The organism is Roseofilum sp. Guam (assembly GCF_017746735.1).
GTDB lineage: Bacteria > Cyanobacteriota > Cyanobacteriia > Cyanobacteriales > Desertifilaceae > Roseofilum > Roseofilum reptotaenium.
Map to the genome: position 1 here is coordinate 67,289 of NZ_JAGHZN010000012.1, position 12,721 is coordinate 80,009.

Sequence of the window (12,721 nt, forward strand, 5' to 3'; positions counted from 1 at the left end):
TGAGGTGAATGTTATGAGTCAAGAATTTATTCACCGGGTTGTGGAATTGACGAACTTTCAGCGTAGTCAATTCGGTTTAGCTCCTTTGGTTGTTAATGCACAGTTGACGCAAGCGGCTCAAAGCCATACTGAAAATATGGCCTTTCAGGACTTTTTTAGTCATACTGGCTTAGATAATAGCTCTATTGGTGATCGCATCAGCGCTACCGGATATCAAGCTTCTACAGGAGCCGAAAATATTGCCGCAGGATATCAAACGCCAGAACAAGTAGTTGAGGGATGGATGAATAGTCCTGGACATCGAGCCAATATCCTTGATGCTAATTTACAGGAAATTGGAGTCGGTTACTTTTTTCTCGCTAATGATACCGGTACTGTTAACTACAATTCCTATTGGACACAAGTGTTTGGTACTCCTCGTAATGGTGTCGTAACCCCTGCACCTGCACCGACTCTAGTCAATCCAACTAGCCCTTTTACCCTGGGTTCCGATCTGAATGACCAAATGACAGGAACGGTTAGTAATGATACAATTTTTGCTCTAGGGGGAGATGATATTGCTCGAGGGAATAGTGGTAATGATTATGTCAATGGAAACTTAGGCAATGACCAAGTTGCCGGAGATTTGGGTAATGATTCTGTGCGTGGAGGTCAAGGGAATGATTTTGTGACGGGGGGAGAGGGGAATGATTTTGTTTTTGGCGATCGCCAAAACGATCAGGTTTTTGGTAATAATGGCGATGATATCCTCTACGGCGGCCAAAATGAAGATTACCTTGATGGCGGAGCAGGTAATGATATCCTCTATGGAGACCTGGGATCGGATGTTGTTATTGGTGGCACAGGAAACGATATTTTTGTCCTCCGTCCCGGTGCGCCAGATTTAATGTTTTACAACGATGCTGAGGATTATATTGGTTTAACTGGAGGGTTATCATTTAATAGTTTAACCTTCAATTCTGGCAGTGGAGAATTAGCCAACGCCACATTAATTTATCAAGCCGGAACGACGAATGTTTTAGCCATTCTCCCCAATGTTGCCCCGAGCCAGCTCGATCCAGGAGATTTTATTTTGGTTTAATAGAATTACCCGCCAGAAACCGGGGTTCTTAGAGAACTCCGGTTTGTCATATTCTATGCTAATATATAGGATCAATAAAATAATGAACAAAGTTATGGAAAACAATCCCGCAGGAACTCTAATTGAAATCGATTCAATGCTCCTGCAAGAAGCTCTTGCGTTGAGTAACTCTCCTACACCTACTGAGTTACTTGAAGCTGCTTTACAAGAGTATATTCAACGCCGAAGACAACTGAAAGTTGTTGAGTTGTTTGGGACGATTGATTATGATCAAGAGTATAACTATAAGCAACAGCGACAAATCTGATGAAGGTTCTGGTTGATACTTCAGTGTGGTCACTGGTATTGCGACGCAACACAACGAATAAAGTGAATGAAGTCGCTACCATTTTACAGGATTTAATTGCAGATGGACGAGTTGTCTTAGTGGGAGCAATTCGTCAGGAAATCCTTTCCGGGATACGCTACAAGGAACAGTTTAATCAATTGAAAGAGTATCTTCGCACTTTTCCAGATTTAGAGCTAACCCCTGAAGATTATGAGTTGGCCGCAGAGTTCTTTAATAGCTGTCGCAGCAAAGGTATTCAGGGTTCAAATACTGACTTTCTGCTCTGTGCTGCTGCTCATCGCCGTGGGTATAGTATTTTCACAACAGATAAGGATTTTGAGAATTTTCGACAATACATTCCCATTGTATTACTACAATAAGGGTTTCTCAAAAGCCAGGTCTTACTCAATAGTTTTGTTGTTGGGTTTCACTTGTCGTTCAACCTCCTATGGAGCAAGTTTTTAATCTGGGAAATGGCAGCTTCTGGAGTGTCTGCATGATAGAGGAGATCGGGAGAGAATTGGGAGAAAAAGGGATACGCTTGGGCATTATTGGTTAAGAGGATAACGGGTTTTTGATTCTTCAGAGCGAGGGCAACTTCGGAAGCGGTTCCGAGTCCCATTCCGCAGGCAATGAGGACATCGGAGGAGAGAGTGTTAATGTTATTGCGGGCATGGCCTAAATCGGTGAGAATGGCAATATCAACATCCTCAGAAATGCCAGTTTTATCAGCAGTGGGTAAGATGCCGATGGTGAGTCCTTGGGCAGATTTTGCTCCTTGAGATGCGGCTGCCATTACGCCTGCATTTCGCCCTCCGGTGAGTAAAATCCAGCCTGCTTGGGCAATGAGTTGACCGAGGGTATGGGCATGTTGGAGATCCCGTTGACTGGCTCCTGTGCCAGGGCCCATAATGCCAATGATGGTTTTTGTCATAGTTTATGTGTTGGTAATGGGTAACAGAAACTGGGTTTCTGCCCAAGTTTCTCGCTTGGTTACCAAGTTTGCTGAGAAACCCGGTTTCTTGGGACAGTTGGAAATGCTATATTCCAAATGATGAGCAGGAGATAACCAGATGATTTATGATGTTATTCTCAGGCAAGAAGATGATAAATATATTGCTCGTGCCAAAGAATGGCCGGAAGTCACGGTTGTCGAAAATAGCCGTGATGCTGCTATCAATCGCCTTAAATCCCAACTACTTGATTATCTAACGAATAAAGTTGAAGTGGTTCAAGTTGAGATTCCACTAACTACCAAGACTGGAAATCCTTGGCTAGACAAATTTGGATGGTTTCAGGATGACCCTACCTTTGACGATCTACAGGCGGAAATTGAATCGGACGGAGGCAGATCGTAACCTCAATGACGTTATACATTTTGGACAGCAATCATTTGAGTCTCTATCAACGAGGTCATAAACCCCTAGGCCAGCGACTACTGACGATTCAGGCTAATCCAATTGCCATCACTGTAATTAGTGTTGAAGAATTAATCCGAGGTCGTTTGGCACAAATTCGCAAAGCCAATAAACCTTAAGAACGAGTGTCTTCCTATTACTGGTTTACTAAGACAATCGAATTTTTACAAGATTTTACCTCGTATGGTCTCTCAGACGAACACCCTACCGATCGCGTTAAATCGGATTATTTGGAAATAGTTTTAAAATGTAGGGTGGGCAGACACTGCTCGCCCTATCTTTGCTAATGGTGATCGCCCAATCCCCTCAGAAAAGATTGTCGGGCTGCTAAAATATCGGTAATACCCATACACTCTTCTAATAAGCGCAAATTGAGAGTGGGTAAACATTGACTATCCTCGGCGCGATCGTATCCACTCAAATCCGATCGCAGCACGTAGAGCGAAAGGCGATCGTTTTGCCAAAACCAAACTTCTGGGATACTGAATCTACGGTACTTTTCCAATTTATCAATGCCACCGCTTCCCACACTTATGAACGCACCTTTCTTTCCCCAAGTTTCCGTTATTGTGCCGGTGTATAACGGTGAGGAGGACTTACCGGAATTGTTACAGGGGTTTCGGAACCAAACTTATCCCAACGATCGCCTAGAATACCTGATTGTCGATAATGGTAGCAGCGATCACACCTCGGAAATTCTCCAAGCTGCCGACTTACCCAATCTCAAACCCCTGAGTCAAACTGAGATCCAAAGTTCCTATGCAGCGCGAAACTTGGGCATTAAAACCGCTCAGTATGAGATTCTCGCTTTTACAGATGCCGACTGTCGTCCCCAACCGGAATGGTTAGCGAACCTGGTTAAACCCTTTGCCAAGCCAGACATTGGGTTATCGGTGGGCGAAATTATCGCGCTTCCCGGTAACACTCTACTGGAACAACACGCTGATCGCCAAGAAACCCTCTCCCAAAAACATACCCTCGCGAACCCCTTCTGTCCCTATGGACAAACAGCCAACTTAGCCGTGCGTCGCTCTATTTTCGATCGAGTGGGACTGTTTCGTCCCTATTTAACCACAGGAGGAGATGCAGATATCTGCTGGCGTATTTTGCGCGAAACTGATTGGAAACACGAATTTGTCCCCGATGCAACCGTTAAACATCGCCACCGTCGCACCCTCAAAGAGCTGCAAAAACAATGGTATCGCTATGGAAAATCGAACCGCTATTTACATCAACTCCATGGCGTAGACTTGATGCGTTCCCTAACGCTCAAAGAAACCCTCTATCGGATGACACGCTGGATGGTAAAAGAAGTCCCCCTCACCAGCGCCAAAATGCTTTTAGGGAGGGCCGATATTGTAGACTTAGTGAATACTCCTTTGGGGTTGTATATGTTCCAAGCCAGAACTCAAGGGCAAACATTTTCCGATCTGCCGGAAAATGCCCGCTATATCGAACCCCTCACCCCTAACTCCTAAACTATGCGTTCATATACCCTATTAGCGTGCGCGAAAATTAATTTATATCTGGAGATTGTCGGCGATCGCGCCGATGGTTATCATGAATTAGCGATGATTATGCAAAGTGTGGGTTTGTGCGATCGCCTGCACATCGAACCCTCTGGTACAGATACCATCCGCATCACCTGTAACCATCCCGATGTTCCCAGTGACTCTAGTAACTTAGCCTATCGTGCAGCGGAGTTAATGTGTTCCGAGTTTCCCGAAGCCTTCGCCCAATATGGAGGTGTCAATATTAGCATTGATAAACACATTCCCGTCGCTGCTGGGTTAGCCGGAGGATCGAGCAATGCGGCGGCTGTATTGGTGGGAATGGATTTGTTATGGAATTTGGGCTTAACTCAGGGAGAATGCGAACGGTTAGGAGAGCAGTTGGGGTCAGATGTGCCGTTTTGCGTTCGAGGGGGAACAGCTTTAGCTACGGGACGAGGAGAAAAATTATCCCCTCTGCCAGATCTAGATCAATTGTATGTGGTGTTGGCCAAGTATGAAAGCGTAAAGATTTCCACCGCTTGGGCGTATAAAACCTATCGCAACATCTATGAAGAGTCCTATATTCGCGACCCAGAACATATTGAAGCTTATGGTCAAAAAGTTCACTCTGGGCCGATAGTGAGGGCGATCGCCAGCAAGAATCATGCTATCATTACCGAAGAATTGCGGAATGATTTTGAAAAAATTGTTTTACCTGAATATCCCCAACTCGTCGCGCTCAAACAACAGTTTATAGAAGCCGGGGCACTGGGTACACTCATGTCGGGTTCAGGGTCTACCCTATTTGCCCTTACTGAATCTCAAGCGGAAGCTGACCGAATTAAAAGCGACATCGAACAACAATTAAATGACCCCGATCTCAACTTATGGGTCGCTCAGTTTTCACCAACAGGCATTAAAGTGAGTGACTAATAGGTACTCTAGCAATCATGATCAATAATAACGAATCAATTTCTGAACAGACGAGTAAACCGGCTATTTCTGCCAATGTTACCCCAGTGCGCTGTTTAACCGGCGCTCTGATGAGTGGGGCGATTACCTCATTTCTCTATTTCCTCTCCATGTCCATTATCGAGACATTTGCCAATAAGCCGCTCGCGACAAAAAATGCGATCGCCTTAAATATTGGTGCAGCCGTCCGCACCCTCGTCATGGGCATGGGATTATTAGCGACTGGCGTATTTGCTCTGACTACAGTCGGATTGTTAGCTCTAGCCATTCAACTCACCTTCCGTAAAAGCACTGTCAATTAATCCCCGCTTGAACGAAAAAGAATGCACTATTCTATATGAAACAGTCCACTACTAGAACTATCTGCTCCAGCTTTTATAGCGCTTCGCGAAGCGTGTGTTTACAATAATCTGTAGGGACTTTCTGGCCGGAAAGCCCCTACATGCGCCCTTATCTGTCAAGACTATAGCGCGCAGCGCTATACTATTCGCTGATCAGAACAAGAGGCTCTTTCTGGGGAATTTTTATCGTAATTTCCAGAGTTCCCCCTAATGCATTTACCACCTCCTGAAGTGTATTTAACTCCAGACATTCCCTACTTTCTAGTTTTGCTTTTCCGGGATGCGCTTCGGTAAAATATTGCTCTAACTCTTCCTCCGACAATCCTAACTTCTCTTGCAGATACTGGAAAGTCAGTTCTTCAAGATAAATTTTATTCGCTCTAGCTTTAATCCATTCCTGTCGTTCTGGAGAAAGTTTTGCTAACTCTGACGATAACGTTGTATAGTCTTTCATTATTCTTCTTCCTTCAGTTTTTCAAGATAGTTTTCATAACGTTGCTCTGCTATAGGAATATTTTCCTTATACCATCGCTTGTTACCCGTTTTATTGCCGCCAACCAGTAAAATAGCTTGTCGTTCCGGGTCGAACGCAAATAAAATCCGCCAAGGGTCTCCTTTATATTGAATACGAAGCTCTTTGAGATTCTTAATTGAAGAGACTTCAATAGTATCAACTCTCGGTCTGCCCAAAGACGGGCCGAATTTCATCAACAGAGTTAAAACTGAAAAGACTTCATCTTGGAGTTCTTGTGCCTGTTGATAAAACCAGAGCTTAAAATCGGGATCGAATATAACAATCCATTTCATAAACTATAACTCAACTCGCAGCAAAGTCAGTAAACTTCCGTTTATATTGAGATTATCGTTGGAGTTTTGCGGCAATTCCTTCTAAAGATAACGCTTGAGGGGGAGGAATTGTACAGACGGAACTGTTGCCATAACTATACTCAGGATCGTGAATCATGGCTAGAGTTTGATAGATATGGAAACGGTTAATTTCTTCCGGTAAAGTTAAGCCGAATTCTTTTAAACAATCCGCTAATTTGAATTGGTAGAAAAATATTTTTTCGCCCTTCGGTCGCTCAAAAAATCCCCAATTAAGTGCCATCCCAACTGCGGCACGATAGGGATCATTTTTTAATTCACCAAGGTTACGGGGCAGATCTTCAGGACTAATTGTATTTCCGGGGGTTCCTAGATAGGTATAGTTATTGGTTTTCATCGCTGACCAAAAATCCTGTTTATTTCGCCAATCTTGAATGATTTCGATGTTTACTCTAATATCGGGATCGCCCTGATAATATTCCCAAATTGAACTCATGGTGTGGTGAGAGTCAACCATATAAAATTGATTCCCCGGGCCTAAAACAACCGGTACTTTGCGCTGATTTACATAGTCTTCAACGGTTGCATATTCAGAAGATTCTCCGCGATCAATAACCTTTAAAACCGCGACCTGATATTGCACTTGATACTTACCCACCACGGGTTGTGTGGGATGCAAATCGGCGATCGCGATCTGGCATTCCAGAGTCGTTCTCAGTTCAGGAGGACGGGACGGACAAGGGGAAATTCTAGCGTCTGCGGATGGAGGAAGAACAATTGATAAACCCAAAACGGCTAGAGTCAGGCAGAAGAGCCAGAATTTTTGCACAGGTCAAACTCACCAAAAAATGCATACTCGTACAGAGTAATGGTGAGACTTTCATCTGTCAAATCAATTAAATCTTAAAATAATCATATTCCAAATGAAAGGGGAAAACCCAGTTTTCCCTATTCCTCACTCTCTTCCTCTACATTCAAAGTATCTTGATAGGGTAATTCTTCCCAGAGAACACGATAGACTTGTAGGGGATCTTTTTTACCTTTGACTTGTACAAGGGGTAAGCATTCTACAGGAATTTGATGCTGGTTCAAGTGGGCGAAAGTGCTGGCAGAAATGAGGATTTCATTCGCTTTAGCTTCACTACAAATACGACTAGCTACATTCATGGTATCGCCAATATGGGCATATTGAATCAGGCGTTCTGTGCCAATGTTTCCGGAAGCCACTCGTCCGGTATTTAAACCAATGTGAATATGAATGGGATGATGGTTACGACGTTGGCGCTGGATATTGAGCCGTCTAACAGCCCATTGCATGGAAATAGCTGCTTTGACTGCTCGTTCTGCATCATCTTCTCTTTGATAAGGTGACCCCCAGACGGCAACTAAAGCATCGCCAATATATTTTTCTAGGGTTCCTTCATAGGGGAAGACAATTTCTTCGACCATCATACTGAAGTATTCATTGAGCATCTCAATCACTGCCCGGGGAGACATGAGGGAAGACATTTGCGTAAATTGACTGACATCGGAAAATAGAGCTGTAACTTCTGTATCTACAATTTTGTTCAAGTTACCTTCTTCCCGTAGTTTACGGCTGACAGCTTTGGGAAAAAATCGTTCTAGCTTGTCCCGGAGAACGGCTTCGGATTCCATTTTCTGATAGAGTTGACTATGATCGATCGCGATCGCTGCCTGGTTCGCTAAAGCAGTTAAGAATTCTACATCTTCATCGGAATAGACATTAGCCAACGATAAATTATCCACGTATAACACCCCAATGACCGTATCACGAGGCTTGAGAGGGGCACAAATCGAGGCATGAATACATTGACTAATGACCGAATCAGAATCACTAAACCGACGGTCCATTTGGGCATCTGCCGTCATAATAGTTTGTTGTTTTTCACAAACATAATTTGTGATTTTCTTACTATAAAATTGATAGTCTGCATGAATACCGACTTGAGAATGTACCGCTTTAACTTGCAGCTTTTCAGTTTGCGGATCGATCAACAAAATAGCAGCGCGGTCAATCTGCATTAAATCCAACAGAATTTCTAAGATTTTTTTGAGTAACTTATCGAGTCTTTTGGGATAGGAGAGTTGTTTACTAACTTCTAACAAAAGTTTGAGTTTATCTTCTTTCCGTTTTTGTTCATCCTGTTCTCGCAATTTGAGTACGGTTAAGCATTGTTCTTCATCGGACAATAACTCAGGTATTCCCACGTTGCCTCGATCGAGAGAAAATTCTTTAATAATAGTGCGATGTTCCTCTGGATCTAAACCCGTGTCTTCTTCAACAACTTCCAGTTGGTCTCGATATTGAAAGCTGATTTTACCGCAGCGAATGATATCCTTATCCTTGAGTAATTTACTGTCAATTCGACTTTCATTAATAAAGGTATGATTACTGCTATTGAGGTCGCACATCTCAACCCCACTCGGTGTCCAGTGAATTTCGGCATGATGGCGGGAAATACTGGCGTGACTAATCACGATCAGGTTATCGAGCGATCGCCCCAGGCTATTGATTCCCCAACGCAGTTCATATAATTTTTCATCCTGACTATGGGGAGCGTAGATTAAGTACGGCATAGTGTTTTCATGCGGGATGATAAGGGATAAAATAAAGCCCGGAACAGACTTTAATCAAGTTTGAGGTGATTTTTATACTCAAGTATAGGCGATTTAAATAGCTTTGGCAAACAGGGTATACTGACGTATGGGTTGAGCATATCGATGGCTGATGTTTAGGGATGAATTACCTTGATACATAAGGGCATGAATTACGGATTTATAGCCTAACTTTTGGGCAATTTGATGACATTGCCACACCAAGAAACTCCCTAGCCCAGCGTAATCTTTTCGGGGCAAGATAGCAACGGTTTTCAGAATCACAGTCTTAACAGGTAAGTTCCGTTGTCTTAGGCAAAAATCCGGAAGAGCAAATAAAAAACCAACAATTGCGTTTCCTTGCTGCGCTAATACTACTAATTCTGGGTTAATGTAGCTACGGACTGGGTTATACTGCTCGATAAATTCGGACTCTGAGAGGGGTGTATATAAGAAATTTCGCGCAAATGCAATTCTAGAAACATGATAAATTTGACGGAGTTCTTCTTCCCACTTGTCCAAATTCAGGGGGCGAAGGATAATGTCGAGTTTTTTCAGGCGATCGCCGACTCGCTCTAAGCGACGATCGCCTTGATTTAAATCAGTGACTAAGGCAGAATAATAGCCAGCTAAAGGACTAAATCCAGCCTCTAGAATCTGTTCAACATAGTCTGGAGGATTGTCAGGTTCGAGAAAGAAAGCGGGATGCTCTCCTCGATCGGTAATCCAGCGATAATTGCGCCAAGTATTGCCATCAATAGGCGCAACGGCTAAAGTGCAATGGTGTTGCCCTAAAATCTTTAGACTACGACTCAATAAAGCTTTAGCGCTTTGACGATCTTGGGCAGCATAATGGCCAATTAATCCAAGGTTTTTTTGACCATAATTTGGCGTATTTTTCCACCAGAGGGAACAGCGGGCGACTAAGGTTTGATTGTGCAAAATTACCAGATGTATATCCGGTTTATGTTGCTTCAATTCAGTTGCACTGAGAGCAGAAATTCCGTCAACACTGGCTAAGATCTCTAGCTCAGATTCTCGATCAATTAAACGATAATCATACATAGAAAAATGCCCTTTACCCATGACCCATTACCCAAATGTTTAAGCTAATTGCCGATCCCAAAGCAACGATCGCCGATCGCCCGATCCACATCCACGTCTCATCTAGATTCCGGCAACTCCCTTGTAGGAGAGCAAAGACAATGGCGATTGGCCCCATGATCATGAATCCTTCTCCAGCATAGGCGATCGCCTGGCTGTCCCAGCCTTGAATCCATAAAAAAGGGACAAAAATTAACACCCATCCCTTCACCACAGAGCGCCCAATAAACCGCCAATTCGGTAATTGAGGATGAAATTGAGGTACAGCAATATCAATGATGGCTAGATGAGCCGCAAAGGCTAAGGTATAGGGATAAAAACAAAGGGTTTCACCCATTATTTTACCCAGTAATAACCATAAAATCCCGGTTGAGCCAATACTCAAAACTGCTCGCATGTCATGGCGACGTTCCTGGTATTGTTGAGTCCAAGGACAGAGTAAAGAATAGGCTAAAAATAGGATAACTGGAGCAATAAACCAGCGCCAATCTGCCAATACCCAAGTTAAATATCCGAACCAAGCACTCCCTAAAACAGCGCTATCATTGAGGGTCGTTCGGTGTCGCCAATTGAGGGTTAATAGGCCCACAATGAGGGTGAGAATGAGACGAAAACTGAGAGAGGGAATATCCATGGGCAGGAATAACTTTAACATGATCAATCCGCCGATGGGAATAAAGATATTATCTAATCCTTGCCAGGCGATCGCCTCTAAAACCATCACTTGCAAGCCTAGAATCACCGCAATTAATAGGCTTTCGGCTCGTCCTGTCTCCGTGAGCAGCAGTAAAGGAACATGGGTACTTAAAAAAGCTACTGTGAACAAGGCGATCGACCCTTCCGCACTTTTGTGTCCCTCCGAGGTACTATAGGTGTGCAATCCATAGCTCACCCCAATGAGTGCGGCAACTGCATCCCCAAGTGTCAGAAGGAGCATGGGAATCAGATAGTAGACCCAATTCCCTTGGGACAAGGTAAAAACCAAGGCAACTGAAAGGGGAAAATACACTTCTCCCCACGAGCTACGAGCTACGCCATCCGTTACGCTGCCCAACCGTTGATGAAAGTAGGGGATAAACTTAATACTACATAAAAAGGCGATCGCGCCCATAGCCAAGCCAATTACCGGCAGGGGCGAATCAAATAACCAGGGAAAGCTTAACGTTACTAACCCCATGCCCACATGAAGTAATTTACGCACCCATTCTGGATGTGGAGAGTACCGGTGCTGATACTCTCGCAACAGGAGCATCAAGCCGGCGAGAATCGATAAGACGAACAGTACACTCACCCAAGGAGGAAACATGGGGATTGATAGCGCTTCGCGCTAGGGAATAGGGAAAAAGTAGGTTTTACCGTATATCAATTGAAAATTAGAACTGAAAAATGATTTTATTTTAATTCTTCCGATGATTATTATCCAACTCAATCCTTGTGCCTGCCCATTGGAGCTTATTGCGGAGGGTGCGATAGTAGGAATGGTTTTCTTCGAGGATAATAAATTTGGCTTGATAATCAGCCATTCGCACATCAACACGATGACCTGGCCAAATGGCTGTACCCATGACTCCATCTGTCCAGAGTTTGGTACTTAAATCGTAGTCTGCTAGGGGCCAAACACTGACGATGCAGCCAGACGGAATAACAATAGGACGACTCGATAAACTTAACGGACAAATGGGAGTCACAGTCATGGCCTCCATTCCTTCATGAATGATCGGTCCATTGGCAGAGAGATTGTAACACGTTGAACCCGTGGGAGTGGAGACCAATAAACCATCCCCTTGATATTGATCGACGACTTCCCCATCGATCTCAATCTCTAGCTTCGAGGTAATCATGCGGTCATGGGAAGCCGGTTTAATGCAGATTTCATTCAACGCCAAAAAGCGATCGCTCACCGGAGGGATAAACCGCTGATTGCCTTCATAAACTGCTGCTTGGAGCATCATACGTCGTTGTATGGCGTAGCGATCGCCTTGCAACCGTTCCCAAACCCGTTGCGTATCATAAAAATTATCTGCCGACTCCGTTAAAAAACCTAAATTTCCCCCAATATTCACCGCTAAAATCGGGATCCCTTCGGCTGCCAACTGTCGAGTGGCTGCCAGTGCCGTGCCATCTCCCCCCAAAACCACTGCCAGATCAATGGGTTCAGTCGCTGAAGCCAAAAATACAGGATATGGATTATCTTTAGCCCCCGATGGCCCCATCAGTACTCGACAACCCAAAGCATCCAACTCTTTCGCGCATCGTTCTGCCCATTTACGACTATCCGGGTCTCCTGCTTTATGGGAAATAATGACCTGTTTGAGTTCCACGATTCAATGAATAATTAACCTGAGTTCGGGATAAGCGATCGCTAGAAAATAATGAATACGAGCATCGGGTACGCTGACTTGTGAGAAATTATCAGCCTGATCCCTTCTCATAACTACCAGCTTAGAAGAACGGTTCTGCTATGTCGATGACTTTTGTCAAATATTTGAACCGGCTTAATTAACCATAGTAATTGAATCTCCTTCGACTAGCATTGATTGCTC

General features: G+C 44.0%; 17 protein-coding genes. 8 read left to right on the top strand and 9 right to left on the bottom strand.

The annotated features are described in order from the left end of the window. The first annotated feature begins 13 nt into the window (after window positions 1-13). The 3 genes from J7529_RS06040 (at window position 14) to J7529_RS06050 (ending at window position 1,789) form a co-directional block, all read left to right on the top strand. A complete protein-coding gene (locus J7529_RS06040) occupies window positions 14-1,081 on the top strand; it encodes a CAP domain-containing protein (RefSeq protein WP_318728247.1) in 1,068 nt (355 codons plus the stop codon). 82 nt (window positions 1,082-1,163) lie between these two features. Next, window positions 1,164-1,388: a type II toxin-antitoxin system VapB family antitoxin gene (locus J7529_RS06045; RefSeq protein WP_318728248.1), complete on the top strand. Its 225-nt coding sequence runs from the start codon at window positions 1,164-1,166 to the stop codon at window positions 1,386-1,388. Beyond that, window positions 1,388-1,789 carry a PIN domain-containing protein gene (locus tag J7529_RS06050; RefSeq protein WP_318728249.1) on the top strand — a complete coding sequence of 134 codons (402 nt, stop codon included), beginning with the start codon at window positions 1,388-1,390 and terminating at the stop codon, window positions 1,787-1,789. Before J7529_RS06045 ends, J7529_RS06050 begins: the two co-directional genes overlap by 1 nt. A 47-nt stretch (window positions 1,790-1,836) precedes the next feature. Here the strand turns inward: J7529_RS06050 and J7529_RS06055 are convergent, their stop codons facing one another. Then, complete coding sequence (locus J7529_RS06055; RefSeq protein WP_318728250.1) at window positions 1,837-2,343, bottom strand: TIGR00725 family protein; 507 nt, start codon at window positions 2,341-2,343, stop codon at window positions 1,837-1,839. 139 nt (window positions 2,344-2,482) lie between these two features. Between J7529_RS06055 and J7529_RS06060 the strand changes: the two genes are divergently transcribed. Both J7529_RS06060 and J7529_RS06065 read left to right on the top strand, forming a co-directional pair. Further along, complete coding sequence (locus J7529_RS06060) at window positions 2,483-2,767, top strand: hypothetical protein (protein ID WP_318728251.1); 285 nt, start codon at window positions 2,483-2,485, stop codon at window positions 2,765-2,767. Between the two features lie 5 nt (window positions 2,768-2,772). Continuing rightward, window positions 2,773-2,946 (top strand): hypothetical protein, encoded by a 174-nt coding sequence (locus J7529_RS06065; protein WP_318728252.1) that lies wholly within the window; start codon window positions 2,773-2,775, stop codon window positions 2,944-2,946. A 164-nt stretch (window positions 2,947-3,110) separates the two neighbouring features. Here J7529_RS06065 and J7529_RS06070 read toward each other — a convergent pair whose 3' ends face one another. Then, on the bottom strand, window positions 3,111-3,356 hold the full coding sequence (locus tag J7529_RS06070) for a hypothetical protein (protein ID WP_318728253.1): 246 nt from the start codon (window positions 3,354-3,356) through the stop codon (window positions 3,111-3,113). A gap of 4 nt (window positions 3,357-3,360) precedes the next feature. Here J7529_RS06070 and J7529_RS06075 point away from each other — a divergent pair, with 4 nt between their 5' ends. Genes J7529_RS06075 through J7529_RS06085 form a run of 3 tightly spaced genes read left to right on the top strand, consistent with a single transcriptional unit; the run spans window position 3,361 to window position 5,594 of the window. Beyond that, complete coding sequence (locus J7529_RS06075; protein ID WP_318728254.1) at window positions 3,361-4,305, top strand: glycosyltransferase; 945 nt, start codon at window positions 3,361-3,363, stop codon at window positions 4,303-4,305. A 3-nt stretch (window positions 4,306-4,308) separates the two neighbouring features. Further along, entirely contained in the window at window positions 4,309-5,253 is a 945-nt protein-coding gene (ispE, locus tag J7529_RS06080) for a 4-(cytidine 5'-diphospho)-2-C-methyl-D-erythritol kinase (protein ID WP_318728255.1), read from the top strand. A 17-nt stretch (window positions 5,254-5,270) separates the two neighbouring features. Then, complete coding sequence (locus tag J7529_RS06085) at window positions 5,271-5,594, top strand: DUF3082 domain-containing protein (RefSeq protein WP_318728256.1); 324 nt, start codon at window positions 5,271-5,273, stop codon at window positions 5,592-5,594. Window positions 5,595-5,775: 181 nt separating this feature from the next. Here the strand turns inward: J7529_RS06085 and J7529_RS06090 are convergent, their stop codons facing one another. The 7 genes from J7529_RS06090 to J7529_RS06120 form a co-directional block, all read right to left on the bottom strand. Next, on the bottom strand, window positions 5,776-6,087 hold the full coding sequence (locus J7529_RS06090; RefSeq protein ID WP_318728257.1) for an XRE family transcriptional regulator: 312 nt from the start codon (window positions 6,085-6,087) through the stop codon (window positions 5,776-5,778). Then, entirely contained in the window at window positions 6,087-6,440 is a 354-nt protein-coding gene (locus J7529_RS06095) for a type II toxin-antitoxin system RelE/ParE family toxin (RefSeq protein ID WP_318728258.1), read from the bottom strand. The genes J7529_RS06090 and J7529_RS06095 overlap by 1 nt, the downstream gene beginning before the upstream one ends. 52 nt (window positions 6,441-6,492) lie before the next feature. Beyond that, window positions 6,493-7,287, bottom strand: coding sequence for a ParB/Srx family N-terminal domain-containing protein (locus tag J7529_RS06100; protein ID WP_318728259.1), 795 nt, complete (start codon window positions 7,285-7,287; stop codon window positions 6,493-6,495). Between the two features lie 119 nt (window positions 7,288-7,406). After that, entirely contained in the window at window positions 7,407-9,056 is a 1,650-nt protein-coding gene (locus J7529_RS06105) for an adenylate/guanylate cyclase domain-containing protein (protein ID WP_318728260.1), read from the bottom strand. Window positions 9,057-9,149: 93 nt separating this feature from the next. Beyond that, window positions 9,150-10,139, bottom strand: a complete 990-nt coding sequence (locus tag J7529_RS06110) for a hypothetical protein (RefSeq protein WP_318728261.1) — start codon at window positions 10,137-10,139, stop codon at window positions 9,150-9,152. Between the two features lie 13 nt (window positions 10,140-10,152). Next, window positions 10,153-11,484: a diacylglycerol/polyprenol kinase family protein gene (locus J7529_RS06115; protein WP_271942992.1), complete on the bottom strand. Its 1,332-nt coding sequence runs from the start codon at window positions 11,482-11,484 to the stop codon at window positions 10,153-10,155. A gap of 91 nt (window positions 11,485-11,575) precedes the next feature. Continuing rightward, window positions 11,576-12,499, bottom strand: coding sequence for an NAD(+) kinase (locus J7529_RS06120; protein ID WP_271942995.1), 924 nt, complete (start codon window positions 12,497-12,499; stop codon window positions 11,576-11,578). Between the last annotated feature and the right edge of the window lie 222 nt (window positions 12,500-12,721).